The sequence below is a fragment of the Maricaulis maris genome (genome assembly GCF_036322705.1).
GTDB classification, from domain to species: Bacteria; Pseudomonadota; Alphaproteobacteria; order Caulobacterales; family Maricaulaceae; genus Maricaulis; species Maricaulis maris_B.
Window position 1 is genome coordinate 1297825 of record NZ_AP027270.1, and the last position, 24477, is coordinate 1322301.

General features: G+C 64.9%; 22 protein-coding genes. 17 read left to right on the forward strand and 5 right to left on the reverse strand.

Features of this window, described 5'->3' with window-relative positions; translation table 11 throughout:
- The first annotated feature begins 3 nt into the window (after positions 1-3).
- Genes hisD through AAA969_RS06055 form a run of 7 tightly spaced genes read left to right on the forward strand, consistent with a single transcriptional unit; the run spans position 4 to position 7872 of the window.
- A complete protein-coding gene (gene hisD / locus AAA969_RS06025) occupies positions 4-1899 on the forward strand; it encodes a histidinol dehydrogenase (protein WP_338244646.1) in 1896 nt (631 codons plus the stop codon).
- The gene (gene hisH / locus AAA969_RS06030) at positions 1896-2495 is read left to right on the forward strand and encodes an imidazole glycerol phosphate synthase subunit HisH (RefSeq protein ID WP_338244648.1); all 600 of its coding nucleotides are present in this window, start codon (positions 1896-1898) and stop codon (positions 2493-2495) included. Before hisD ends, hisH begins: the two co-directional genes overlap by 4 nt.
- A complete protein-coding gene (hisA, locus tag AAA969_RS06035) occupies positions 2492-3226 on the forward strand; it encodes a 1-(5-phosphoribosyl)-5-[(5-phosphoribosylamino)methylideneamino]imidazole-4-carboxamide isomerase (protein WP_338244651.1) in 735 nt (244 codons plus the stop codon). The genes hisH and hisA overlap by 4 nt, the downstream gene beginning before the upstream one ends.
- Complete coding sequence (gene hisF / locus AAA969_RS06040; RefSeq protein WP_338244653.1) at positions 3208-3975, forward strand: imidazole glycerol phosphate synthase subunit HisF; 768 nt, start codon at positions 3208-3210, stop codon at positions 3973-3975. The genes hisA and hisF overlap by 19 nt, the downstream gene beginning before the upstream one ends.
- On the forward strand, positions 3972-4598 hold the full coding sequence (gene hisIE, locus AAA969_RS06045) for a bifunctional phosphoribosyl-AMP cyclohydrolase/phosphoribosyl-ATP diphosphatase HisIE (protein ID WP_338244655.1): 627 nt from the start codon (positions 3972-3974) through the stop codon (positions 4596-4598). Before hisF ends, hisIE begins: the two co-directional genes overlap by 4 nt.
- A complete protein-coding gene (locus AAA969_RS06050; RefSeq protein WP_338244657.1) occupies positions 4598-6640 on the forward strand; it encodes a TonB-dependent receptor in 2043 nt (680 codons plus the stop codon). Before hisIE ends, AAA969_RS06050 begins: the two co-directional genes overlap by 1 nt.
- A gap of 23 nt (positions 6641-6663) precedes the next feature.
- Positions 6664-7872 carry a serine hydrolase domain-containing protein gene (locus AAA969_RS06055; protein WP_338244659.1) on the forward strand — a complete coding sequence of 403 codons (1209 nt, stop codon included), beginning with the start codon at positions 6664-6666 and terminating at the stop codon, positions 7870-7872.
- 28 nt (positions 7873-7900) lie between these two features.
- Here the strand turns inward: AAA969_RS06055 and AAA969_RS06060 are convergent, their stop codons facing one another.
- The 3 genes from AAA969_RS06060 to AAA969_RS06070 all read right to left on the reverse strand — a co-directional run bounded on the left by AAA969_RS06060 (position 7901) and on the right by AAA969_RS06070 (position 10592).
- Positions 7901-8386, reverse strand: coding sequence for a hypothetical protein (locus AAA969_RS06060; RefSeq protein WP_338244661.1), 486 nt, complete (start codon positions 8384-8386; stop codon positions 7901-7903).
- An 83-nt stretch (positions 8387-8469) separates the two neighbouring features.
- Positions 8470-9222, reverse strand: a complete 753-nt coding sequence (hutC, locus tag AAA969_RS06065; RefSeq protein ID WP_338244663.1) for a histidine utilization repressor — start codon at positions 9220-9222, stop codon at positions 8470-8472.
- Positions 9219-10592 carry a formimidoylglutamate deiminase gene (locus tag AAA969_RS06070; protein WP_338244665.1) on the reverse strand — a complete coding sequence of 458 codons (1374 nt, stop codon included), beginning with the start codon at positions 10590-10592 and terminating at the stop codon, positions 9219-9221. Before AAA969_RS06070 ends, hutC begins: the two co-directional genes overlap by 4 nt.
- 88 nt (positions 10593-10680) lie before the next feature.
- On the opposite strand from AAA969_RS06070, the gene hutI reads away from it, so the two are divergent.
- The 6 genes from hutI to AAA969_RS06100 all read left to right on the forward strand — a co-directional run bounded on the left by hutI (position 10681) and on the right by AAA969_RS06100 (position 18889).
- Entirely contained in the window at positions 10681-11889 is a 1209-nt protein-coding gene (gene hutI, locus AAA969_RS06075; RefSeq protein WP_338244667.1) for an imidazolonepropionase, read from the forward strand.
- Positions 11835-13409, forward strand: a complete 1575-nt coding sequence (hutH, locus tag AAA969_RS06080) for a histidine ammonia-lyase (protein ID WP_425324991.1) — start codon at positions 11835-11837, stop codon at positions 13407-13409. Before hutI ends, hutH begins: the two co-directional genes overlap by 55 nt.
- On the forward strand, positions 13409-14221 hold the full coding sequence (hutG, locus tag AAA969_RS06085) for an N-formylglutamate deformylase (protein WP_338244671.1): 813 nt from the start codon (positions 13409-13411) through the stop codon (positions 14219-14221). The genes hutH and hutG overlap by 1 nt, the downstream gene beginning before the upstream one ends.
- Positions 14221-15888 (forward strand): urocanate hydratase, encoded by a 1668-nt coding sequence (gene hutU / locus AAA969_RS06090; protein WP_338244673.1) that lies wholly within the window; start codon positions 14221-14223, stop codon positions 15886-15888. The genes hutG and hutU overlap by 1 nt, the downstream gene beginning before the upstream one ends.
- Before the next feature lie 449 nt (positions 15889-16337).
- Positions 16338-17540 carry a glycine C-acetyltransferase gene (locus tag AAA969_RS06095; RefSeq protein ID WP_338244675.1) on the forward strand — a complete coding sequence of 401 codons (1203 nt, stop codon included), beginning with the start codon at positions 16338-16340 and terminating at the stop codon, positions 17538-17540.
- A 170-nt stretch (positions 17541-17710) separates the two neighbouring features.
- On the forward strand, positions 17711-18889 hold the full coding sequence (locus tag AAA969_RS06100) for a hypothetical protein (RefSeq protein ID WP_338244678.1): 1179 nt from the start codon (positions 17711-17713) through the stop codon (positions 18887-18889).
- An 80-nt stretch (positions 18890-18969) separates the two neighbouring features.
- Here the strand turns inward: AAA969_RS06100 and AAA969_RS06105 are convergent, their stop codons facing one another.
- A complete protein-coding gene (locus AAA969_RS06105; protein WP_338244680.1) occupies positions 18970-20157 on the reverse strand; it encodes a phage tail sheath family protein in 1188 nt (395 codons plus the stop codon).
- Positions 20158-20280: 123 nt separating this feature from the next.
- On the opposite strand from AAA969_RS06105, the gene AAA969_RS06110 reads away from it, so the two are divergent.
- From AAA969_RS06110 to AAA969_RS06125, 4 genes are read left to right on the forward strand one after another with little or no spacing between them, the layout of a single operon-like run.
- Positions 20281-21390 (forward strand): NAD(P)/FAD-dependent oxidoreductase, encoded by a 1110-nt coding sequence (locus AAA969_RS06110; protein WP_338244681.1) that lies wholly within the window; start codon positions 20281-20283, stop codon positions 21388-21390.
- Between the two features lie 50 nt (positions 21391-21440).
- Positions 21441-22280: a hypothetical protein gene (locus AAA969_RS06115; protein WP_338244683.1), complete on the forward strand. Its 840-nt coding sequence runs from the start codon at positions 21441-21443 to the stop codon at positions 22278-22280.
- Complete coding sequence (gene tdh, locus AAA969_RS06120) at positions 22277-23305, forward strand: L-threonine 3-dehydrogenase (protein ID WP_338244686.1); 1029 nt, start codon at positions 22277-22279, stop codon at positions 23303-23305. Before AAA969_RS06115 ends, tdh begins: the two co-directional genes overlap by 4 nt.
- Positions 23306-23335: 30 nt before the next feature.
- The gene (locus AAA969_RS06125; protein ID WP_338244687.1) at positions 23336-24010 is read left to right on the forward strand and encodes a nitroreductase family protein; all 675 of its coding nucleotides are present in this window, start codon (positions 23336-23338) and stop codon (positions 24008-24010) included.
- Between the two features lie 181 nt (positions 24011-24191).
- Here AAA969_RS06125 and AAA969_RS06130 read toward each other — a convergent pair whose 3' ends face one another.
- On the reverse strand, positions 24192-24395 hold the full coding sequence (locus AAA969_RS06130; protein ID WP_338244689.1) for a superinfection immunity protein: 204 nt from the start codon (positions 24393-24395) through the stop codon (positions 24192-24194).
- Between the last annotated feature and the right edge of the window lie 82 nt (positions 24396-24477).

Consider the following 24477-nt stretch of genomic DNA (forward strand, 5'->3'; position numbering starts at 1 on the left):
GCCATGCTGGACATTTTCAACTGGACTGATGCGTCACCGGACGTGCGGGCAAGCGCGCTCGCGCGTCCGTCGACCTCGGGCACCGCCGACGCCGCAGCCCGCGACATTGTTGATGCCATCCGCGACCAGGGCGAGGCGGCCGTGCGGGCCTACGCCCAGCGTCTCGACGGCTATGCGCCCGCCGATTTCCGGGTGCCGGCTGCGACCATCGCCGCGGCCCGCGCCGCGCTTGATCCGGTCGACGCGGAAGCGATCAAGGCCGCTGCGGACGCTGTGCGCCGCTTTCACATTCAGCAAGGCTATCGCAATTACGCGGTTGAGACCTGGCCGGGCGTAACCGCCTCGCGGCGGGCAACGCCGGTGGACACGGCGGCGCTTTATGTTCCGGCCGGATCGGCTCCGCTGGTCTCGTCCCTGATCATGCTCGCCGTTCCCGCCCAGTTGGCCGGCGTGCCCCGGATCGTCGTGGTCGCGCCGCCGAGCGGGGCCGGCGGCGTCAACCCGGCGCTGCTCGCTGCAGCGGATCTGCTCGGTCTCGATGAGGTCTATGCAATCGGCGGCGCCCAGGCCGTGGCGGCGCTCTCGATCGGCGCGGCGGGGCTGCCCAAGGCCGACAAGATCTTTGGACCGGGCAATGCCTATGTTGCGGCGGCCAAGGCCTATGTCAGCAGTCTGCCGGGTGGTCCTGCAGTCGACCTGCCGGCCGGGCCGAGCGAAGTCATGGTGATCGCCGACGGCGAGGCCGACCCTGACCTCGTGGCCAGCGATCTGTTGAGCCAGGCGGAGCACGACCCGTCGGCCCAGGTCATGCTGGTCTGTTTCGATATTGCCACTGCCGAGCGTGTCACCGCGTCGGTCGAGCGGCTGCTGGCGGACCTGTTGCGTGCCGACATCGCTCGCAAGGCCCTGGCGGCGTCGCGGATCCTGGTCTGCGGCTCGGTCGATGAGGCCATCGACATTGCCAATACGTACGCCGCCGAGCACCTGATCCTGCAGGCCGAGGCGGCCGATCGGCTGCTGGCAGGCGTGCGTCACGCCGGCTCGATCTTCGTCGGGGCCTGGACCCCGGAAGCCGCCGGGGATTACGCCGCGGGTCCCAACCACACCCTGCCAACCGCCGGGGCTGCGAAAGCCTATGGCGGCGTCGCGGTAGAGAGTTTCCAGAAGACAACCACCATCCTGCGCGCCAGCCAGCAAGGCGCGGCTGCGATCGCACCGACGGTCGAGCGTCTCGCGGCGCTGGAACAGCTCGATGCGCACGCGCTGGCCATGCGTCTGCGTCGCGAGAAGGCCGAAGCGGCCGAGATCGCCGAGCAGGCCGGTCCGCGCGCAGGCAGCAAGCGTCGCAAGACCAAGGAAACGGACGTCACGGTGACGGTCAATCTGGATCGCGACGGGCCGATCCGGATCGCCACGGGTATTGGCTATTTCGATCACATGCTTGACCAGATCGCCGGTCATGGCGGCTTTGCCCTGGATGTCGCCGTCGAGGGCGATTTGGAGATTGATGGTCACCACACCATCGAGGATGTCTGCCTGACCTTTGGCGAGGCCTTGCGCGACGCCCTCGGCGACAAGCGCGGCCTCGGCCGTTTCGGTTTCGAGCTGCCCATGGATGAGAGCAGGGCGGCGGTCTGGATCGATTTGTCGGGACGTCCCTTTGTCAAGTTCGAGGGCAAGATCCCGGGCGAGAGCGTCGGCGACTTCCCGGTCGAGATGACGGCCCACTGTTTCCGCTCGATCGCGGAGAGCCTTGGCGCGGCCATCCACGTCAAGGTCGAGGGCGAGAATGCCCACCATATGGTCGAGAGCTGCTTCAAGGCCTTCGGCCGGGCGTTGCGTCAGGCCTTGCGTGTCGAGGGCGATGCGATGCCGTCGACCAAGGGCATGCTGGCATGACCATTGCGCTGATTGATACCGGCTGCGCCAACCTGGCCTCGGTCCGGTTTGCGCTGGAACGGGCCGGTCTGGACTATCAGGTCGTTACCCGGCCGGATGAGACCGGCGGGTGTGATCGCCTGATCCTGCCCGGGGTCGGCGCCGCCGGTCCCGCCATGGCGCGCCTGCGCAAGCTGGGCTGGGATGTCGCGTTGAAAGACGAGACGCGGCCCGTGCTGGGTATTTGCCTCGGCATGCAGATGCTGTTCGAGCGCTCGGCCGAGGGCGATGTGGCGTGTCTCGGTCTGATCCCTGGCCGGATCGAAAAATTGCCGACCCCGACCGATGGTGTCTGGCCCCATATGGGTTGGAACGCACTGGAATTCGGCGATCCTGAAGACCCGCTCCTGGCCGGTCTGGAAGCGGGCGCCTACGTCTATTTCGTGCACGGGTTTTACGCCCCGCCGGGTCCGGCCACCCGCGCCAGCTCCACCTACGGAACCGGGATTTCGGCAGTGGTGCGGCATGGCAATATTGCCGGCTGCCAGTTTCACCCGGAACGCTCGGGTGCGACGGGCGCCCGTATTCTGACCAATTTTGCAAAGGGTTCGGCATGATCCTTTATCCGGCGATTGACCTTCTGGACGGGCGTGTTGTGCGGCTCCACAAGGGCGAGTTTGACGCCGTCACCGATTATGGTGACGATCCGCGCGCGGTCGCAGAGCAGTTCGGCGAGGCCGGAGCCGTCTGGGTCCATGTCGTTGACCTCAGCGGGGCCCGCGACGGAGCGCGTCGCCAGGGCGAGATCATCCGCTCGATCTGCGAGACCGGACTGCGCGTGCAGACCGGTGGCGGCGTGCGTAACTCCGAAGACATCGAGGAACTGCTCGCTGCCGGCGTGGAGCGTGTCATTATCGGCTCGCTCGCCGTAACCGACCCCAAGCGCGTGTCCGGCTGGCTGCAGCATTATGGCGGTGACCACATCACCCTGGCGCTTGATGTCCGACAGATTGCCGGTCGCTATCGTCCGGCCCTTAAGGGGTGGACCGACACCAGCGACACAACATTGGAAGACGTCATCGTCAGGTATGAGGGCAAGGGCCTAGCCCATGCCCTGGTGACCGATATTGGCCGCGATGGTGATCTGTCCGGTCCCAATATCGCGCTCTACAAACGCCTTGCGGCCGACTATCCGTCAATCAACTGGCAGGCCTCTGGCGGGGTCTCCTCGCTCGACGACCTGCGCGCGGCCCGCGAAGCCGGCGCGGCGGGCGCGATTACGGGCAAGGCGCTTTATGAGGGCCGATTCACGATCGGGGAGGCCGTGGCATGCTTGCGCGACGCATAATTCCCTGTCTCGACGTGCGCGACGGCCGGGTGGTCAAGGGCGTCCGCTTCCGCGATCACGAGGATGTCGGCGATATTGTCGATCTGGCCCGCCGATATGCCCGCGAGGGGGCGGATGAGCTGGTCTTCTACGACATTGCCGCCAGTGCCCGCGGGCGCACGGTCGAGCCGGAATGGGTCAGCGCCGTGGCGCGCGAGCTCGATATTCCCTTCTGCGTCGCTGGCGGTATCCGGTCGGTCGACGATGCCCGGGCGCGCCTGTTTGCGGGGGCCGACAAGATCTCGGTCAACACGCCGGCACTGGAGGATCCCGCGATCATCGACCGGCTCGCTGCCGAGTTCGGCAGTCAATGTGTTGTCCTTGGCGTCGACAGCCGGATCATCGAAGGCGCCTGGCGGGTCCACCAGTACACCGGTGACCCGGACAAGACGGTGATCGGTCACCGGCGGACGCTGGACTGGATTGCCGAGGGTGTCGATCGCGGCGCGGGTGAGGTCGTGCTCAACTGCATGGATCAGGACGGAGTGCGCGACGGCTATGATATCGAGCAGCTCGAAGCGGCGCGGGCGGTGTGTTCCACACCTTTGATTGCGTCGGGCGGGGCCGGACGGAAAGAGCACTTCAAATCCGTCTTCGAACTTGCCAAGGTCGATGGTGCGCTGGCCGCCAGCGTGTTTCACAAGGGGGTCATCGAGATCGGGCAATTGAAGTCCTGGCTTGGTGGTGAAGGAATCAGGGTCAGACCATGATGGATGCAAAAACGCTCGACTGGAAAAAGGGCGATGGCCTGATCCCGGCGATCGTCCAGGATGTGGCGACACGCCAGGTCCTGATGCTGGGCTACATGAATGCCGAGGCATTGGCGGCGACACTCGAGACCGGCAAGGTCCACTTCTTCTCGCGCTCCAAGCAGCGCCTGTGGAAGAAGGGCGAGACCTCCGGCAATACGTTCAAGCTGGTCAATCTGTCGGCGGATTGCGACAGCGATGCGCTGCTGGTCGAGGTCAAACCAAAAGGGGCGGCCTGTCATACCGGGACGGTGAGCTGCTTTGGCGATGATCCGGGGCCGGGGCTCGGCTTTCTGGCCCATCTGCGCGCGATCATCCGCAAGCGCAAGAAGGACAAGACCAAGGGCTCCTATGTCGGCTCCCTGATGGCCAAGGCGCCGAAGCGCCCGGCCCAGAAGGTTGGCGAGGAGGGCGTTGAAGTTGCCATGGCAGCGGTGTCCGAGAGCAAGGAAGCGCTGACAGGGGAGGCCGCCGATCTATTGTTCCACCTGATGGTGCTTCTGGAGTCGCGCGATCTCAGCCTCGAGGATGTGGTCGACGTTCTGCGCAAGCGTCACGCCATCCGCGCATCCAAGCCGGTCTGATGGGGTCTCAGCTGCGCCTGTCTGCCGGCCAGGCCGCGGGGCTTGCCGTTGTCTTGCTTGGTACTCCGGCCTTGGGGGCCCAGCTCGATAGCGCCGCTGCGGACGTTGTCGTCGTCACTGGCGAGCGTTCGGGCGAAGCGGTCAGCGATACGGTGCTGCCAGTCACCCGGATCGATCAGGCCGCAATCATCGAGATCGGCGCCCAGCATCCCGCCGAGCTGCTGTCGCGGGCGCCCGGTGTCATGCTCAATCGTGGCAATGGCGCCGAGCATCTAACGGCGATCCGGTCTCCGGTCCTTGCGGGTGGTGCCGGTGCCGGGTCCTTTCTTTATCTCGAGGACGGCATCCCGCTGCGGGCGGCCGGTTTTGCCAATGTAAACGGCCTGTTCGAGAGCTTGTCCAACCTGGCCGGCGGCATCGAAGTCGTTCGGGGGCCGGGATCGGCCCTGCAGGGTTCCAATGCGCTGCATGGCGTCATCAACTTTCTGACCCCGGCGCCGGATCAGACCGCGACCCTTGTCGAAGCCGAGCTGGGTTCATTCGGTCGTGCCCGTGGGCAACTGCGTGCAAGTCGCGCCGGTGAGAGGACGTCAGCGCTCATCGCGATCGCGGGGCAACATGAGGATGGCTGGCGCGCCGAGGCCGGGCTGGACCGTGTCGAGGCGCTGGTCCGGCTTGACGGTGAAACGCCCCGGTTTGACTGGCGGGCGACAGCCTCGATGGTCACGCTCAACCAGGAAACGGCCGGCTATGTCGGCGGGTTCGAGGCCTATCGGGATCTCGCCTTGGCGCGCTCCAACAATGACCCCGAGGCTTTCCGCGATGCCATGGCCCTGCGCATGGCACTGGCATTGAGCGGGACAACCGGGAGCGGCCGCAGCTGGCAGGTGACACCTTATCTGCGCGCCAACGAGATGGACTTCCTGATGCACTTTGTGCCGTCCGAGGCACTCGAGGAAAGTAATCATGCCAGCGCGGGCATCCAGGCCTCCGTCCGGACCCTGACCGATTGGGGCAGCTATACGCTGGGCACCGACCTGGAACGCACCCGGGGCGCGCTGCGCGAGACCCAGAGCCGGCCGACGATCTTCTCCTTCGTGCAGGGCGATCACTACGACTATTCCGTCCGGTCCGATGTGGCCGCGCTCTACGGCCAGACACGCTGGCAGCTCTTGGACAGTTTCCGCCTGCAGGCCGGCTTGCGGCTGGAACATGTGACCTATGACTATGACAATGCGCTCGCCGACAATGCTGTCGGGCGTTTCCTTCGCGTTGCCGATCGCGAGGACAGCTATGACCTTGTGCTGCCGCATCTCGGTGCCAGCTGGCAGCTGGACGCCGACAGTGCTGTCATTGCGCGTCTCGCCCGCGGCGCGCGGGCGCCGCAGACTACAGAGCTTTACCGGCTGCAGCCCGGACAGGTTATCGAGGGCATCGAGCCGGAAACGCTCGACAGTCTGGAAATTGGTTATCGCCGCGATGCCGGAGGTCCGGTCAGCTATTCGGTGACCGCCTTTGCCATGCAAAAGCGCAATGTCTTCTTCCGCGATGCCGACGGCTTCAACGTCACCGACGGGCGAACCCGGCATCACGGGGTCGAACTGACGCTGGACTATGCGGTGTCGCCGAAGTTGACCCTCGCAGTCGCGGGCAGCTGGTCCGAGCACAGCTATGACTTTGATCAGCCGGTGACGACGCCGAGTGAGGTGATCCGCTCCGGCGCGCGCATCGATACCGCGCCGGACTGGCTCTGGAATGCCCGGCTCAACTGGGTGCCGTCGGACAGCTTCACGGGTTCGCTGGAATGGGTCTATGTCGGCAGCTATTATACCGACGCGGCAAACCTCAACCGATATGACGGACATGATCTCGTCAATCTGCGCGCTCGCTATCGTATTGCTGACGGGGTTGAAGTCTTCGGCGCGGTGCGCAACCTGCTCGATACACGCTATGCCGAGCGGGCTGATTTCGCCTTCGGAAATGATCGCTATTTTCCGGGTGAGGAGCGCGGGGTGAGTGTCGGGATACGGGTGCGCCGCTAGGCGCTGAAAGCGGGGAGACGGGCATGCTTCAGTCAACAATGGGCCACCTGACCGGGCTGGCCGCCGCCCTTGTACTGGGCGCGGGCGCGCTGGCACAGGACTACGTCCCGGCACGCGGTGATGCGGACTGGGAGCGACGCGAGCCGTCCAGCCTCGGCCTTGATCCAGTCGCCCTTCAATCCGCGATCAATTTCGCCATCGCCAACGAGACCGCCCCGCGTGAGGGCTGGGAAGGCGTTGATGTGCGCGACCTTTCCGTCATGGTCCCGCTGACCTGGGCCTTCGAGCCGTTTTCCAGCCCGGTCGGTGAGCTGCGCCCGCGCGGTGGACCGGCCGGCATCATCCTGCGCGATGGCTATATCGTCGCCGAGTGGGGTGATCTCGAGCGGGTCGATATGACCTTCTCGATCTCCAAGACCTTCCTGTCCCACACCGTCGGCCTTGCGGTCGAGGATGGTCTCATCGCGGATGTGAACGCGCCGGTGTCGGCCTCGGTTGAGGATCCGCTCTTCCATACCGATCACAACAGGCCGATCACTTGGGACCAGATGCTGCGTCAGACGTCGGGCTGGTGGGGCACGCTGTGGGACAAACCGGCCTGGGCGGACCGTCCGGCGCGGGACAATCCGGCCCGCGATCTCGTCGCCGGTCCGCCGGTTCCCGGGAGTGCCTGGGAGTATAATGATGTACGCGTGAATGCGCTGGCGCTGGCCGCGCTTCATGTCTGGCAGCGGCCGCTGCCCGAGGTTCTCGCCGAACGCATCATGGACCCGATCGGATCATCCGGGACATGGGAATGGCAGGGCTATGAGAACAGCCATGTCACGATCAATGGCGAGACCATGTGGTCAGTTTCCGGCGGTGGTCACTGGGGCGGCGGCATGATGCTGTCAGCCTACGACCAGGCGCGCTTTGGCCTGCTCGGCCTGCGTCGCGGCAATTGGTGTGGCACGCAATTGCTGTCGCAAGACTGGTATGACGCGTCGTTGACCCCGACCGATGTGATGCCGTCCTACGGCTACATGAATTTCTTTCTGAACTCGCCCGGTGACGATGCCGCCGCGATCAATGTGGCGAGCGCGCCGGCCAGCAGTTTCGCCTATCTCGGAGCCGGGGCGAACATGATCTATATCGATCCCGAGCACGATATCGTCGCGGTCGTCCGCTGGATCGAAGCGTCCGAGCGCGGGGCCTTTATCGACCATCTGATGGCGGCAATCCGCGAGGACTGACGCCATCAGAGATGGTGATGGCGCGGGCTCAGTCCGGCTGGCGTTCGCAGCGAAGGGTCGCGGCGATGCGGTCGCCCGCAGGCGCGATCGAGAGATAGATCGCATTGGATCCGGCGGTGTCGATGGCGGCACCGTCATTGTCATAAGCCGAGCCTGCGGACAGGGCTGCGTCCACGGCGTCGAGTGTAACGTCGTACTGGTCGTAATCCGCGATCGGGCAATCGATAAAACGGTCAAACTGCCCGAAGACCTGGCGCAGGCGCATGATGTTCTGGGCGTCAGACGGCGCATCCATGGTCAGGTCGAAGGCCGGGTCAGTGCAATAATCCGCGCTCAGCGTAACCACGGTGCCATCGGGGAAGGCGCCGCGCTCGGCCCGGCCGGACGGCTCACTGCGCACGATTTCGACATTGCGAAGGCGCGTCTCGGCGAGATTGAAGCTGTAGGTGGAGTGATCGGTGCAGCCGTCCGAGGCGAGGGCGGTCACCGCCACGAGTGCAAAAAGGTCAATCATCCGATATCCGGTCCCTGTTCTGAACGCCCGCCGCGAATCGGTCGGGCGGGGATAGTTTGACGGCAAGGCGCGGGCCCTGTCACTCAGTCTCGTCGCAGCCCGCCCGAGCTGAAGCGTTCGCTCATCACATGCCGGTCACCGGGATGGGTCAGGCGCGCAAGGGTGACCACGTCGCTACCCTGGAAGGTGCGGCGCTCCAGAACGAGGCAGGCCGCTCCGGCGTTGATCGCAAGGCAGTCGGCGAGCGCCTTGTCCGCATTGACCGCCGACACGGTGTGTTCGGCCTCGGTCCATGGCGTCTTGCGGAGCAGCCAGCCGCCCGGTCCCTCACCAGAGAAATCGGCCTGACCGGCGTCCGGCAGAAGCGCGAGATTGATCCAGCGCTCCTCAAACTCGATGACATCACCATCGGCCGTATGCAGGCAGCGGATGTGCTGAACGCGCGCGCCGGGCAGAAGCCGCATCTGGCGGGCGACCTCATCGCTGGCGGGTACGGTCTGGCTGTCGAGGCAGCGATAGCCATATTGTTGACCGCGGGCCGGGATGGCGCTCGCCATGTCGACAATCTTGAGCAGGGCCGTCGGCGTTTCGGGCTGGGCAACGAAGCTGCCGGCGCGGCGCTTGCGGACGACCAGGCCGTCCTCGGTCAGCGTTCTCAAAGCCCGGCTGACGGTCATGCGGGCGGTTCCGAAATGGTCGCACAGCTCGGCCTCCGACGGCAGCCGGAAGCCCGGCTCCCAGCTCCCGCTGCGGATCTGCCCGAGAATGGCCAAGCGGATCTGGTCGTAGACCGGACCTTCCCCATCCAGCTTCAGCGCGTCTCGCCAGTCCGTCATGACGTCCATCCGTCCATGATCCCTTTCAACGCCCTCCCATAGGCCTGCTCCACCGCGCTGCGGACCAGGGACCGTCCGTCGTGAACCCGCGCCACGCCGCCGACGTAAACACTTCGCACCTGGCGGGCATCGCCGGCGAAGATCCAGCTGTCCAGCAGCGTGTCGCCCCGGCGTTCCGCAAGAACGGGATTGCGGGTGTCCAGCTCGACGAGGTCGGCGCGAGAGCCCACCGCCAACTGTCCCATGGCTTGCCCCAGCGCTTGCGCCCCGCCCGCCGAGCAGGCGTCAAACAGGGTGCGGCCGGTGCTCGATCCGGCCTGACCGAGAAGGTTGCGTTCGCGCCGTGTCAGTCGCTGGCCGTATTCGAGCAGGCGCAGTTCTTCTGCCAGGTCGATACGGATATGGCTGTCCGATCCGATGCCGATCCGTCCAATGGCGGCCAGATAGTCAATGGCCGGGAAGAGGCCGTCGCCGAGGCTGGCCTCGGTCAGCGGGCACAGGCCTGCGACCGCTCCGGAGCGAGCCAGGGTGTGTGTCTCCTCTGCATCCATATGGGTCGCATGGACCAGACACCATCGGGAATCCACCGGCTGATGGTCGAACAGGTACCGCACCGGGCGCTGACCGGTCGCGGCGAGACAGGCATCCACCTCGGCGGTCTGTTCAGCGATATGGATATGCACCGGTCCGGCCTCGGCCAGCGGCAGGATCTCGGTGATGTCGGCCATCGATGCCGCCCGCAGTGAGTGCGGCGCGATACCGATGCGGGCTTGGGGCAGCTGTGCAGCGTGATGACGGGCACGATCAACCAGCCGCCCGTAGAGCTCCGGATCAGCGAGGAAGCGTCGCTGTCCTGGTGTGGCAGGGGTCTCGTTGAACCCGGAATGGCGATAGAAGACCGGCATCAGGGTGAGGGCGATGCCCGTTGTTTCCGCCGCCGCACAGATGCGCCCGGCCATCTCGCCGATATCGTCATAAAGGCCCCCGTCAGGGGCGTGGTGGAGATAGTGGAACTCGCCGACCGCGGTAAAGCCGGCTTCGAGCATCTCGACCTGGACCATGGCTGCAATCGCTTGAACCACGTCCGGGTCGAGACGGTCGAGGAAGCGGTACATGACCTCGCGCCAGGACCAGAAACTGTCGGTGCCCGGACCGCGCTTTTCCGACAGGCCTGCCATGGCGCGCTGGAAGGCGTGCGAGTGAAGATTGGCCATGCCGGGAATAACGCAGCCGAGTCTGTGGTCCCCGGGACCGGCGGACTGGCCGGGCTGCAACTGCGTGATCAGGCCGTCCGCGCCGACCGTGAGGCGAACATTCTCGGCCCAGCCATCGGGCAGCAGGGCCTGCGCGAGATGAAAGTCAGCGGACACAGCGTCTCCCGGCTGGACAGACTCGAAAACCGGGACTTATTGTATAGACAAATATGCGCTTGCAAAGACCCGCCAGGAGCTTGACCGCATGCAGTTTGATCGACTTCTCACCGAGGCCCGTCTGGCGACCCTGGGCGCTGGCGATGACGGGTATGGCGTGATCGAGAAGGCCGCTCTGGGCATAAAGGACGGTCGCATCGCCTGGATCGGTCCCATGGACCGGGTGCCGGGCGAGGCGCGAGCGGTGGAGCGTCTTGCCAGCCGCTGGGTCACGCCGGCGCTGATAGATTGTCACACCCATCTCGTCTTTGCCGGTGACCGGTCGGACGAATTTGAGCGGCGTCTCGGTGGCGAAAGCTATGAGAGTATCGCGCGCTCGGGTGGCGGCATTGCGCGCACGGTCGAGGCCACCCGGGGTGCCGGGGCGGCCGAGCTCGCCGCGAGCGCCCTGACGCGGCTCGACGCACTGGCCCAGGAAGGCGTCGGCACGGTTGAAATCAAGTCGGGATATGGCCTGACGCTCGATAGCGAGCGGACCATGCTGCGGGCCGCTCGTGGTGTGGCCCGGGCGTCCGGCATGCGGGTGTCAGCCACGCTTCTCGCTGCCCATGCCGTGCCCCCGGAATTCATTGGCGAAAGCGGGCGTTATATCGATGAAATCTGTATTCCGTTGATCCGCGAAGCGGCCCGTGAGGGGCTGGCGGATGCGGTGGATGCCTATTGCGAGGGTATCGGCTTTTCGCCGGAGGAGACGCGGCGCCTCTTCATCGCGGCCAAGGCCGCCGGCCTGCCGGTCAAACTCCATGCCGATCAGCTGTCTGATACCGGCGGCGCGAGGCTGGTCGCGGAGTTCGGCGGCCTGTCGGCAGACCATATCGAGTACAGCAATGCCGACGGGATCGCGGCAATGGCGAAGGCCGGCACGGTGGGTGTTCTCCTGCCGGGCGCCTTCTATTCGATTGGCGAGACCCGGAAGCCGCCTGTGGCCGAGATGCGTGCCGCCGGCGTCCGGATGGCGGTCGCAACCGACGCCAATCCCGGCACCTCGCCCATGGTCTCTCTGCTCACTGCGGCCAACATGGCCTGCCGGCTCTTTGGCCTGACCGTGCCGGAAGCTTTTGCGGGCATGACCCGCAACGCCGCGGCGGCTCTGGGCCTGCAGGACGAGATCGGTACGCTGGAAGTCGGCAAAGCGGCCGATCTCGCCATCTGGGACGTCGAACGACCGGCAGAAATCATCCAATGGATCGGACGCCGGCCGCTGCATGGCCGCATCCTCGCAGGAGAGTGGCAGTGAGTGTTGTGGTGATCAAACCGGGCGCCATGGCGCTGGCCGACTGGGCGCAGATCTGGCGCGGAGCGGCGATCCGTATCGACCCCGACGCCCGCGCCGGTGTCGACGCCGCCGCCGCGACGGTCGACCGGCTTATTGCCTCGGGTGCCGCCGTCTATGGCCTCAATACCGGTTTCGGAAAACTGGCCCAGACCCGCATTGCAGATGAGGAACTGGCGACCTTGCAGGAACGTTTGGTCCTGTCGCATGCCGCCGGGATCGGCGAACCGCTCGAAGCGCGCATTGTGCGCCTGATCATGGCGCTCAAACTGGCCAGCCTCGGGCGCGGCGCGTCGGGTATCCGCTGGTCGACGATCGAAGCCATTCAGGCCCTGCTTGATGCCGACCTTCTGCCGGTGATCCCGTCCCAGGGCTCGGTCGGGGCGTCCGGGGACCTCGCGCCGCTCGCGCACATGTCGGCGGTGCTCATCGGTGCCGGTGAAGCGACCCTTGAGGGCGTACGCATGCCCGCTGATGCCGCCCTCGCGAAAGCCGGGCTCAAGCCGGTCCGGCTCGGCCCCAAGGAGGGGCTGGCGCTGCTCAATGGCACCCAGACTTCGACCGCCCTGGCCCTGGCCGGCCTGTTCGAAGTCGAGACGGGGTTCCAGGCAGCCCTGGTTTCTGGCGCATTGAGCGTCGACGCCGCCAAGGGCTCGGTCGCGCCGTTCGATCCGCGCATCCACGCCTTGCGCGGTCACCCCGGCCAGATCGATGTCGCTGCCAGCCTGCGCGACCTGCTCGGCGGGTCCGGCATACTGGCCAGCCATCAGGGTTGCGAGAAGATCCAGGATCCCTACTGCCTGCGCTGCCAGCCGCAGGTCATGGGAGCCGTCCTTGACCTCCTGCGCCAGGCTGGCGCCGTGCTCGAACGTGAAGCCAATGCGGTGACTGACAATCCGCTCATTTTCACCGATACCGACGAAGCCATTTCCGGCGGCAATTTCCACGCCGAGCCGGTCGCCTTCGCCGCCGACCAGATTGCCATGGCTGCTTGTGAAATCGGTTCGATCAGCGAGCGCCGGATTGCGCTCCTCACCGACCCGGCGGTCAGCGGCCTGCCGGCCTTCCTGACGCCCAATCCGGGGATCAATTCCGGCTTCATGATCGCCCATGTCACCGCCGCGGCGCTGGTTTCGGAGAACAAGCAGAAAGCCTATCCGGCCTCGGTCGACAGCATTCCCACCAGTGCCAACCAGGAAGACCATGTCTCGATGGCGACGCACGGCGCCTTCCGACTGCTGAAGATGGCGCAGAACCTTCATGCCGTCATCGGCATCGAGCTGCTGTGCGGCGCGCAGGGTACGGACTTCCATGTCGGCCTGACATCCTCGCCCGCGCTCGAAAGCGCCAAGACCCTGTTGCGCAAGACGGTTCCCGCCTATGGCGATGATCGCTACTTTGCCACCGATATCGCAAGCGCACGCGATCTGGTGACGGGCAGGGGGCTTGTTGCGGTGGCGGGCGCGCTTCCCGGGATTGCCTGATGACTGTTTTCCTCCAGACGCGCGGAACTTCGCCCCTGGTCGTCTCCATGCCCCATTCGGGGACCTTCCTTCCGGACGGTCTGGGCGACCGGCTGACCGATGAGGCCCGGGGGTTGCCGGATACGGACTGGCACGTGCCGGAGCTCTACAATTTTCTTGGCGAGCTGGGGGCCAGTTCGATCCGGGCGACCCATTCTCGCTATGTCGTCGACCTCAATCGCGATCCGACCGGATCCTCGCTCTATCCCGGTCAGGCGACGACCGAGCTGGTCCCGACCACGCTGTTTGACGGTCGTCCCGTTTACAAGCCGGGCGAGGAACCGGACGAGGCCGAGATCGAGCAGCGTCGCACTGATTATTTCGATCCCTATCACCGCGCGCTGACCGAACTTCTGGTCAAGACCCGGATGGAGCACGGATTTGCACTTTTGTGGGACGCCCACTCGATCGCCGATGAGGTGCCGCGGCTGTTTGACGGTGTGTTGCCCGACCTCAATCTGGGCACGCATGGCGGCGAGAGCTGTGACCGCACGATCGAGCGCTGGGCGGTCAAGGCGATGATGGATCACGAGGAATACGCCTCGATCGTCAATGGCCGCTTCAAGGGCGGCTGGATCACCCGCGCCTATGGCCGTCCCAGCCAGAACATTCATGCCGTGCAGATGGAGCTGGCGATGTCGGCCTATGCCGATGAGGGCCTGCCGTGGACCTACAATGAGGCGAAGGCGGACACGCTTCGCAAGGCGCTGAAAGACGTGATGAAAGCCGCACTTGATGCGGCCCGAAGTCTGTATTCCGGAGAGGTGAAGTAGTGACCCAGACCCGCCGCGACAATTCCCGCATCATCCGCGCCAAGCATGGCAGCGAGCTCGACGCGACCCATTGGGCCGCCGAGGCGCCGTTGCGCATGCTGATGAATAATCTCGACCCTGAAGTGGCCGAGAAGCCGGAAGAGCTGGTTGTCTATGGCGGGATTGGCCGGGCGGCGCGCGACTGGGAAAGCTATGACCGCATCGTCGCGACCCTGAAACGCCTCAAGGAAGACGAGACGCTTCTGGTCCAGTCCGGCAAGCCGGTCGGTGTGTTCCGCACCCATCGCGATGCACCGCGCGTGCTGATCGCCAATTCCAATCTCGTGCCCAACTGGGCCAATTGGGACCATTTCCGCGAGCTCGATAAGAAGGGTCTGATGATGTACGGCCAGATGACGGCCGGCTCCTGGATCTATATCGGCTCCCAGGGCATCGTTCAGGGTACGTACGAGACCTTCGTCGAGGCCGGTCGCCAGCATTATGACGGCGATCTCACCGGCAAGTGGATCCTCACCGGTGGCCTGGGTGGCATGGGCGGCGCCCAGCCGCTTGCCGCGACCATGGCCGGCGCCTCCATGCTGGCGGTGGAGTGTCAGCCGAGCCGGATCGAGATGCGCCTTAAGACCGGCTATCTCGACAAGAGCGCGGACAATCTCGACGACGCTCTGGCCATGATCGACGAAGCCTGCGCCCGGGGTGAGGCGGTTTCGGTCGGCCTGCTGGGAAATGCCGCAGAGATTTTCCCGGAACTGGTTCGCCGCGGCGTGAAGCCGGACATGGTCACTGACCAGACCTCGGCCCACGACCCGGTCAATGGCTATCTGCCCGCCGGCTGGAGCCTCGCCGAATGGGATGACAAGCGCGAGAGCGATCCCGCCACCGTCGAAGCGGCCGCCAAGGCCTCCATGGCGACACAGGTCAAGGCGATGCTGGCTTTCTGGGAGCAGGGCATCCCGACGCTCGATTACGGCAATAATATCCGCCAGATGGCCCAGGATATGGGCGTCGAGAACGCGTTTGATTTCCCCGGCTTCGTGCCGGCCTATATCCGCCCCTTGTTCTGCCGCGGCATTGGTCCTTTCCGCTGGGCGGCGCTGTCGGGTGATCCCGAAGACATCTACAAGACCGACGCCAAGGTGAAGGAACTCATCCCGGACAATCCGCATCTTCACCGCTGGCTCGACATGGCGCGCGAGCGCATCCATTTCCAGGGCCTGCCGGCGCGCATCTGCTGGGTCGGTCTGGGCGAGCGCCACAAGCTGGGCCTCGCCTTCAACGAGATGGTCCGCACCGGCGAGCTCTCCGCCCCGGTCGTGATCGGCCGCGACCATCTCGACTCAGGCTCGGTCGCCAGCCCCAATCGGGAGACCGAAGCGATGATGGACGGCTCCGACGCCGTCGCCGACTGGCCCTTGCTGAACGCGCTCCTCAACACCGCCTCCGGCGCGACCTGGGTCTCGCTGCACCATGGCGGCGGCGTCGGCATGGGCTATTCGCTCCATTCCGGCCAGGTCGTCCTCGCCGACGGCACCCCGGAAGCCGCCGAGCGCGTGGGCCGCGTCTTGTGGAATGATCCGGGCACGGGCGTGATGCGTCATGCGGATGCGGGGTATGAGATCGCCAAGGACTGCGCGCGCGAGCAGGGGCTGGATTTGCCGAGCGTTTAGCGGCTTTCCTCCCCACCTTGTGAGGAGGTGTCCCGCAGGGACGGAGGGGCGGCCTAGCCGTTTGTCCTCGCTGCGCTCGGCCCCATCGACCCGCTGCTCTCATTTTTCCCGGAAGCGCGTCAGCGCTATCCGGCACCGACGGGATACTCATCGCTTGTGAAGACGCGCAGTCGGTCCCGGCTCTGCAACCGGCTTTTGCCGGATTTCGGCCGGGAAAAATGAGCGTTGCTTGGCCCAGGGAAGCCCATCTTTTTGTCATCCCGGCCGGATAGCCTGCAAAAGCAGGCTGGAGAGCCGGGACCTATAGGCCCGGTGTTTATAAGTCCCGGCTCTGCGCCCCGCCTTCGCGGGGCAGAAGCCCGCGCCCGCGAAAGCGGGTGGCCGGGATGACAAGCCAGAGGCAGGGCAATAGAAGGTGGTCAACACACACTCACCCTTGGGAGCCCTCCATGTCCGACGCCTTCTTCGCCGACCTCAAAGCCGAGCTTGCCCAGATCGAGGCGGATGGTCTCTACAAGCGCGAGCGGATCATCACGTCGGAGCAGTTCTCCGAGATCGATGTGACGGCGGACGGGGTGTCCAGCCATGTGATCAATTTTTGCGCCAATAATTATCTCGGCCTGGCCAACCGGCCGGAACTGGTCGAGGCGGCGAAGGCGACGCTCGACAGTCATGGCTTCGGTGTCGCCTCGGTGCGCTTCATCTGCGGCACCCAGGATCTGCACAAGCAGCTGGAAGCCAAGATCGCGGCTTTCACCGGCTGCGAGGACGCCATCCTCTATGCCGCTGCCTTTGACGCCAATGGCGGTGTGTTCGAGCCGCTTCTGGGGCCGGAGGATGCGATCATCTCGGACGCGCTCAACCATGCCTCGATCATTGATGGCGTGCGCCTGTGCAAGGCGAAACGCTATCGCTACGCCAATTCCGACATGGCCGACCTCGAGACCCAGCTCAAACAGGCGCGGGCTGATGGCGCGCGGCATATCCTGATTGTCACCGATGGTGTGTTCTCGATGGACGGCTATATCGCCGACCTCCAATCCATCGTGAAACTGGCCAAGCAGTATGACGCGCTGACCATGGTCGATGATTGTCACGCCCATGGCTTCATGGGCGCCAAGGGGCGCGGCACGCCCGAGCATTGCGGCGTTCTGGGCGAGATCGACATCATTACCGGCACGCTGGGCAAGGCGCTGGGCGGGGCGATGGGTGGCTTCACCGCGGCGCGCAAGGAGATCATCGACATGCTGCGCCAGCGATCGCGGCCCTATCTGTTCTCCAACTCGCTGGCGCCCGCCATTGTCGGCGCCTCGCTGAAAGCGCTCGACATGGTCGCCGAGGGCGATGCGCTGCGTACCCGCCTGTTCGACAATGCCAAACGCTTCCGCAAGGGGATGAGCGAAGCCGGCTTCGATCTCCTGCCCGGCGAGCACCCGATCATCCCGGTCATGCTGGGCGACGCCAAGCTGGCCCAGCAGATGGCGTCAAAGCTGATGGAGGAGGGCGTCTATGTGATCGGCTTCTTCTTCCCGGTCGTGCCCAAGGGCAAGGCCCGCATCCGCACCCAGATGTCCGCCGCCCATACGCCCGAGCAGATAGACCGCGCGGTTGCGGCGTTCACGAAGGTGGGCAAGGAGCTGGGCGTTATCTGACCGGAACACCGGGAGCCCCTTTTGGGGGGACGGGCGTCTTCCGGGTCTCGCTATCTGATCGATCGCTTTCCTGTAGAGTCACGATGTATGGATTCGCCTTCCCGGCGAATTTTGCATCCGTTTGAACGCTAGGGGGCATCCAACGGGTATCGGGACACAAGGGGACTGATATGACAGAGACACGCCAGGTGCAGGCCAGCAGCGCGCGAGCGCAGGACGAGATGCTGCCCTTCCTGAACAATTTCCACGACATTTTCACCACGATCGGTGTGGTGATCCTATTGGCTGGACTGGGCGTTGGCGCCGGCCAGGTGATGACCGGGCTGGGCCTGGAAGAAGGCGAGCAGGGTTGGCAGAATGCGCTGATGGCGCTGGTTGGCGGTATCGGGCTGTTTGCCTGGTTGCTGTCGGCCCTGCTGGTCGGCAAGCAAAGGCGCATCCTTCCCGGTATCGTTCTGGCAACCGTGTTCGGGATCGCGACCGGTGTGGTCCTGCTCTGGGGATATGCCCAATTCCTCGTTCACGGTGCCGGCCTCGACGAGGCGGCACTTGAGCGAACCTTCGACGGCGTCGACGGGATGGCCTTTGGCCGTGAGGCGGTCGCCCTGGTGCTGGCCCAGCTCCCGATCACGATCCGGGTCATGCCGGTCATTGCCGGTCTAGCCTTCCTGCTGCCGGTGACGGCTTATTATCTCAGTTTCCGTCTGCCCTTCGCAGGTGGTCTGATGGGTTTGGGTGTGGTCCTGACCGCGGTGATGACCCTGCTGGTCGTTGATCCCTACCTGGTGGTCATCAATGCGCCGGCGATCAATGTCATGGTGGGCCTGGCCCTGCTGCTCGGCGGCATCCTGTTCGACATGCGCGATCCGGGCCGCGAGACGCGTCTGTCAGGCACCGCCTTCTGGCTGCACTTCTTTGCAGCCCCGATCCTTCTGGGGGCTGTCCTGAATGTGACGCAGATCGGCTGGACCTTGCAGGAAAGCGATTTCGCCGATCCGCAATCGGTCAACCTGTTTGCGGCCATGGCCAGCGACAGCGCCGAAGCCTTCCGGTTGGCGGTCACGGCCCTGGTCGTGATCGGCCTGTTCGCCCTGGTTTCGCTGCTGATCAATCGCCGCGCCCTGATCGTCTCGGGACTGGTCACGGCGGGCGTGTCGATCGGTGCGATTGTCAATGCCTCCGATCTCGGTGCCGGAGCGGTGGTTGCCGTGACCTTGCTGGTTCTCGGCGGCGTGGTCGTGCTGCTGGGGGCCGCCTGGAACCCGGTTCGCCGCCTTCTGCTGCTGCCGATCCCGCAGGCGGGACCCTTGGCACGCATCTTCCCGCCGGTCAGTGCCGTCGAGGGCTGAGGCGTTCGGCAAGACGCACAAAAAGCCGCCGGGTGAGGCTCACCCGGCGGCTTTCTTGTGTATAGCGGCGGTGTCGCCGGTCAGGGCTGATCGAGCATGATTTCGCTGTCGAGAACGATGAACTCGGCCGGGCGGAGTGGCGCGAAGCCCAGCTGGACGCGGACCCGACCCTGATCGAGATCGTCCTGGGTCATGGTGGAGCCGAGGCCACACTGCACGAAATAGGACTGGCTTGGTGTCGCGCCCATAAACGCGCCCTCGCGGTACAGGCCGTTGAGGAAGTCGCCCAGTTGTGTGCGGATCGCCTGCCACAGCGACGGGACGTTGGGCTCGGCCTCGACCCAGTCGAGCAGGCGCGGCAGGCTGCCTTCGATCCAGCGCGCCAGGCGGCGAACGGAGATGTAACGGTATTCCGGATCGGTTGAGAGGGTCCGCGCGCCCCAGATCAGCGTGTCGTTGGTCGGGCTGGTCCAGATCGGGTTGACGTGGGCCGCAGTCATCGCACCAACATCGGTCTGGGACAGCGCGCGGGCACTGTAGCCGACCAGGCCAGCACTCATTCCGGCCGGTGCTTTCCAGACACCCGCGGTACTGGTCATTGCCATGATCTGTCCCATCACGGCAGGCCCTGGCGGGATCAGTGCGCCAGTCTGATCGCGGAGCCAGGGGGCGTAGGCAATGGCGTCCGGGTCATCAATCGCGAGCTCCCGGCGCCATAGCGCATAGTCCGGATGGCTGTCAGGGGCGTCGATCACCAGCGTCGCATAGTTTGACCGCGCGGACCGCAAGCCGCGCGCATAGAGGCCAGACCGGGCCGCTGGATCGTCGGCCAGATGGCGGCCGGCGTCGACAAGGTGGAGCAGGGTGAAATCCCCGGCGTCGGCCGCATCCAGGGCGTCGAGCGCTCGCATGTAGTCTGGCCGGCCCGACGCGTCGGGCGCAGCCTGGACGAGGAGGCATCGACCGCCACCCTGACGGTTGTAGGGCGTGGTCACCCCTGATGCGAGATCGAAGCGCGGATCCAGTTCTGACGGGGTGTCCAACGTCTGGAGGGCACCGCTTGGCAGGTCCGTCGACAATGGGCCGACAAAGACCGCGGTATCGAGGGCACGGGGCGGTGTGCCGGTAAACCTCGCGCGCTCCTGGACATAGACCCCCGGCGCGAGTGTCGGCGACAAGCGTCTCTGTGCCGATGCGACACCGGTCGAGGATGCCATGAGACTGGCCGAGGCGGCGCTCGCTGACAGAAGAAGTTGGCGTCGGTTCATGCTCGGATATCCCCTCGAAGCCAGGTCACGGGTGACCGGATGTCATCATGGCGCATTTACCCGACGTCGTCGCGGGACAATCATGAAGCGAGTCGGAGGTCCGGCCAGAAGGAGCGTGCCGCCATGGGTTTCGAGACGGACGTGATCATTGTTGGCGCCGGAGCCGTCGGTCTGGCGACCGGGCGGGCCTTTGCGCGACGCGGTTTCGAGACCATCGTGCTGGAAGCGGGTTCGATGATCGGGCAGGGCGTGTCCTCGCGCAATTCCGAGGTGATCCATGGCGGGCTCTACTATCCGACAGGATCGCTGAAAGCCCGGCTCTGCGTGGCAGGACGCCGTCTGCTCTATGCTTTCCTCGAAAAGCATCACGTGCCGTACAGCAAGTGCGGCAAGCTGGTGGTTGCCACGGAACCCCACGAGATCGAGCGCCTCGATGCCATTCTCGACCAGGCGCAGGCCAACCAGGTTGAGGGCATGCGACGGCTCAGCGCGGCTGAATCACGCGCCCTCGAACCGGAACTGAAGGTCGAGGCGGCCCTTCTTTCGCAGGAGAGCGGGGTGATGGACAGTCATGCCTATATGGACGCGCTGGCGGGTGAAATCTCCGCTCATGGCGGTGCAATCGCCATCAACACGCCCTTCGCCGGTGCGGCGCCGCGCTCCGGCGGGGGTTTTGTGGTGCGTACCGGCGGCGAGCATGCGACCGAGGTCACGACACGCTATCTGGTCATTGCCGCAGGGCTGGGCGCCCAGTCGGCGGCGGCAGCGATCGAGGGGCTACCGGCAGCGCATGTCCCCAAACTCCACTTTGGCAAGGGTGTCTATTTCACCATGGCGGGCAAGGCGCCGTTCTCCCATCTCGTCTATCCGCTGCCGATCCCGGGCGCGCTCGGGACGCATTATCGCCGTGATCTTGGCGGACAGGCGCGCTTTGGTCCGGACCTCGCCTTCGTCAACAGCGAGGACTACACGGTCGACCCGGCGCGAGCCGAGGCGTTCTACGCGACGATCCGCCGGTTCTGGCCGACGCTTGCGGAGGGCGCGCTTGTGCCCGACTATGCCGGCATCCGCCCCAAGCTGCACGGTCCTGGCCAGCCGCAGCCCGATTTCCGGATCGACGGTCCGGAGGTTCACGGGCTGGGCGGTCTGATCGCCCTGTTCGGGATTGAAAGCCCGGGCCTGACTTCGTCGCTGGCCATTGGTGAGACGGTGGCCGAACGCTTATCCGCTTGATCGGGCACGGTGACGGCGCATGATAACCGGGCACCGGGTTGGGGACTGTCATGACACCTTCGCGCTGGGCCTTTGTGGTCACACTGGTACTGACACTGGCGACGCTGGCCTTCCCGCTGGCCCTGTTCGGTACGCCGCCGGATCTCGGCAGCGCGCCGATGGCGAACGGCTTTCAGACCCCGATTCTCGCCTTCGAGTTTGCCAAGGGCATTGACGATATCGCCTTCCTGCAGGGCGAAGACGCGGCGGCGCTCCGGGCCTGGCTGGTCGATGTCCAGTTCAAGGATAACGTCTTCCCGATCGCCTATGCCGGGATGGCAGCCGTCTTCTTCCTCGGCATGGCGCTGCGCGGGCGGTTTCTGGCGGTGATCGGAATCGGCCTCGCCCTGGCCACCATCCCGGCTGACTGGCAGGAAAACGCCACGATGAACGCCATTCTCGCGGAGCTTGAGACACCGGTATGCGGTCACGATGTCGAGCCGGCGGAGGGCCGTGACCAGGTGGTGCTGCGCGACTGTCTGCCCGAAGGATATTTCGATCAGGCCAGCCCGGAGGCCGAGCTGGTGTCCTACGCCTTCGACAGCTTCCTGCCGGTTCGCATCGAGATGCTGCGCGTCGATACCTGGATCAAATGGGGGCTGATCGGCGCCTATGCCGCCTGGCTGGCGGCTCTTTTGTGGATGAACAAGCGCCGCATTCTGGCAATTGCACCGGTGCTGGCAGGCCTCTCGGTCCTGGTCACATTCCTGAGTGGCTCGAACGGCCATGTGGCCGAGGTGATGAGCAAGCTGCTCATTCCGATGATGCTCACTTTCCCCATCGCTGCGGTGATGTATCTTCGCGACAAACCCGCCAAGACGGGCACGCCACAGATCGAGGAAGCCGCATGAAAGCCCTGGTCAAAGCCAAGCCGCAAGAAGGCATCTGGATGGAGGATGTCCCCGAGCCGCAGATCGGCCCGGATGATGTCCTGATCAAGATCAAGCGGACCGCGATCTGCGGCACCGACATCCATATCTACAACTGGGATGACTGGGCCGCCAAGAATGTCCCGACCCCAATGGTGGTCGGCCATGAATATGCCGGCGAGATCGTCGATATCGGCTCCAATGTGACGCGGGTGAAAGTCGGCCAGCGGGTCTCCGGTGAGGGCCATGTTGTTGGTGTCACCAGCCGCGCTGCCCGCGCCGGTCGCTTCCATCTCGATCCCGAAACCCGCGGTGTCGGGGTCAATATCCCCGGCGCCTTTGCCGAATACATGAAACTGCCGGCCTTCAATGTCGTGCCGCTGCCGGAAGACGTGCCCGACGAGATCGGTGCCATCCTCGACCCGCTTGGCAATGCCGTTCACACCGCGCTGCAGTTCGACATGATCGGTGAGGACGTGCTGATCACCGGGGCCGGCCCGATTGGCATCATGGCCGCGGCGATCGCGCGTCATGTCGGTGCACGCCACGTCGTGCTGACCGATATCAACACCCATCGCCTGCACCTGGCCAGCCAGGTCGCGCCGAAAATCCGCACCGTCGATGTCTCCAAGGAAAACATCGCCGATGTCGCCAGATCACTCGGCATGACCGAGGGTTTTGATGTCGGGCTGGAAATGTCCGGCGCGCCGCAGGCCTTCGGCTCCATGCTCAACAATATGGTGATGGGCGGAAAGGTCGCCATGCTCGGCCTGCCGTCCAAGCCGATCGAGGTCGATTTCGGCCAGCTCGTGCTCAAGGCCATTACCCTGAAGGGCATTTACGGCCGCGAGATGTTCGAGACCTGGTACAAGATGATCGCCATGCTCGAAAGCGGGCTGGACATCTCGCGGATCATCACCCACCGCTACAAGGCGGATGAGTTCCAGAAGGGTTTCGACGCCATGCGTGCTGGCAAGTCCGGCAAGGTGGTTCTGGACTGGGATTGATCACTGTCAGACGGGCCGGGGAGGGTCCTGATGGGTATGGAAAAACGTGTGCCGCTGGAAAACTACGTCCAGTATCCCGAAGCCGAGATGCGCGAGCGGGTCAGCCGCTTCACGCAGAACCTGCTGCGTCGTCGCACGGTGCGGGATTATTCCGACCGGCCGGTTGAACGGGCGGTGATCGAACAGGCCATCATGGCGGCCGGTTCGGCCCCGTCGGGCGCCAATCACCAGCCTTGGCATTTCGTGGTGCTCAGCGATCCGGCCAAGCGCAAGGCGCTGCGCGAGGCCGCCGAGGCCGAGGAGAAGGCCTTCTACAATGGCAAGGCGCCGCAGGAATGGCTCGATGCGCTGGCGCCGCTCGGCACGGATGCCAGCAAGCCCTTCCTTGAGCATGCCCCGGTGCTGATCGCGGTTTTTGCCCAGAAGCGCGGCGGCGAGCAGGTCGGTCAGGACAAGAAGAATTACTACATCCATGAAAGCGTCGGCATTGCCTGCGGCTTCCTGCTGGCGGCCCTGCACGAGGCCGGCCTGGTGACGCTGACCCACACGCCCAATCCGATGCGCTTTCTCAACGAGGTCTGCGAACGCCCGGTCGAGGAAAAGCCCTATATGCTGATCGTCGGTGGCTATCCGGCCGAGGATGCCACCGTGCCGGAGCATGCCCTGGTCAAGAAAAGCCTCGACGAGATCACGACCTGGCTTTGAGGCGCCACCTTCTGGTAGTCCCTCGTCGTCACAACAAAAAAACGCCCGGATCGATGGGGGCGATCCGGGCGCAGCATTGTCCGGTTTGGGGCCGGTTGGGGTAGGCGCGTTTGCCAGGGCTGACCGGTGGGGTGTGAGGCTTGGGCGGTCAGCCCGCAAGTTCGAGGTCTTGGGGAAACCCCTAGGCCCGCACGCGCCGGCGGATGGCTGTGAAGGACCAGATCAGCGCGACGATCCAGCCGATCATCGTCCAGCCCAGAAGCAGGTTGGTCAGGAAGATCGCGAAGGTGTTGTCGTGCCCGCGCAGCAGCGCGATCAGGGTCGGTATGAAATAGGCCAGCAGGCCAATCACCGCGACTTCTCCACCCATGACGTAAATCTCCATGATCCTGTCTCCTTCGCCCTCGGAAGGGCTTATCGAATTTCGATATGAATGTAGGAGGGGTTGTGAAACCGCACAAGGGAGG

Excerpts from the sequence above, each read along its gene's own strand:
- AAA969_RS06115 (WP_338244683.1), top strand. The coding sequence starts at position 21,441 with ATGACACCTTCGCGCTGGGCCTTTGTGGTCACACTGGTACTGACACTG.
- hisA (WP_338244651.1), top strand. The coding sequence starts at position 2,492 with ATGATCCTTTATCCGGCGATTGACCTTCTGGACGGGCGTGTTGTGCGG.
- hutH (WP_425324991.1), top strand. The coding sequence starts at position 11,835 with ATGGATCGGACGCCGGCCGCTGCATGGCCGCATCCTCGCAGGAGAGTG.
- AAA969_RS06125 (WP_338244687.1), top strand. The coding sequence starts at position 23,336 with ATGGGTATGGAAAAACGTGTGCCGCTGGAAAACTACGTCCAGTATCCC.
- hisH (WP_338244648.1), top strand. The coding sequence starts at position 1,896 with ATGACCATTGCGCTGATTGATACCGGCTGCGCCAACCTGGCCTCGGTC.
- hutG (WP_338244671.1), top strand. The coding sequence starts at position 13,409 with ATGACTGTTTTCCTCCAGACGCGCGGAACTTCGCCCCTGGTCGTCTCC.
- AAA969_RS06050 (WP_338244657.1), top strand. The coding sequence starts at position 4,598 with ATGGGGTCTCAGCTGCGCCTGTCTGCCGGCCAGGCCGCGGGGCTTGCC.
- AAA969_RS06130 (WP_338244689.1), bottom strand. The coding sequence starts at position 24,395 with ATGGAGATTTACGTCATGGGTGGAGAAGTCGCGGTGATTGGCCTGCTG.
- hisF (WP_338244653.1), top strand. The coding sequence starts at position 3,208 with ATGCTTGCGCGACGCATAATTCCCTGTCTCGACGTGCGCGACGGCCGG.
- AAA969_RS06105 (WP_338244680.1), bottom strand. The coding sequence starts at position 20,157 with ATGAACCGACGCCAACTTCTTCTGTCAGCGAGCGCCGCCTCGGCCAGT.
- hisIE (WP_338244655.1), top strand. The coding sequence starts at position 3,972 with ATGATGGATGCAAAAACGCTCGACTGGAAAAAGGGCGATGGCCTGATC.
- hutC (WP_338244663.1), bottom strand. The coding sequence starts at position 9,222 with ATGACGGACTGGCGAGACGCGCTGAAGCTGGATGGGGAAGGTCCGGTC.
- AAA969_RS06060 (WP_338244661.1), bottom strand. The coding sequence starts at position 8,386 with ATGATTGACCTTTTTGCACTCGTGGCGGTGACCGCCCTCGCCTCGGAC.
- tdh (WP_338244686.1), top strand. The coding sequence starts at position 22,277 with ATGAAAGCCCTGGTCAAAGCCAAGCCGCAAGAAGGCATCTGGATGGAG.
- AAA969_RS06100 (WP_338244678.1), top strand. The coding sequence starts at position 17,711 with ATGACAGAGACACGCCAGGTGCAGGCCAGCAGCGCGCGAGCGCAGGAC.
- hutI (WP_338244667.1), top strand. The coding sequence starts at position 10,681 with ATGCAGTTTGATCGACTTCTCACCGAGGCCCGTCTGGCGACCCTGGGC.
- AAA969_RS06110 (WP_338244681.1), top strand. The coding sequence starts at position 20,281 with ATGGGTTTCGAGACGGACGTGATCATTGTTGGCGCCGGAGCCGTCGGT.
- hisD (WP_338244646.1), top strand. The coding sequence starts at position 4 with ATGCTGGACATTTTCAACTGGACTGATGCGTCACCGGACGTGCGGGCA.
- AAA969_RS06095 (WP_338244675.1), top strand. The coding sequence starts at position 16,338 with ATGTCCGACGCCTTCTTCGCCGACCTCAAAGCCGAGCTTGCCCAGATC.
- AAA969_RS06055 (WP_338244659.1), top strand. The coding sequence starts at position 6,664 with ATGCTTCAGTCAACAATGGGCCACCTGACCGGGCTGGCCGCCGCCCTT.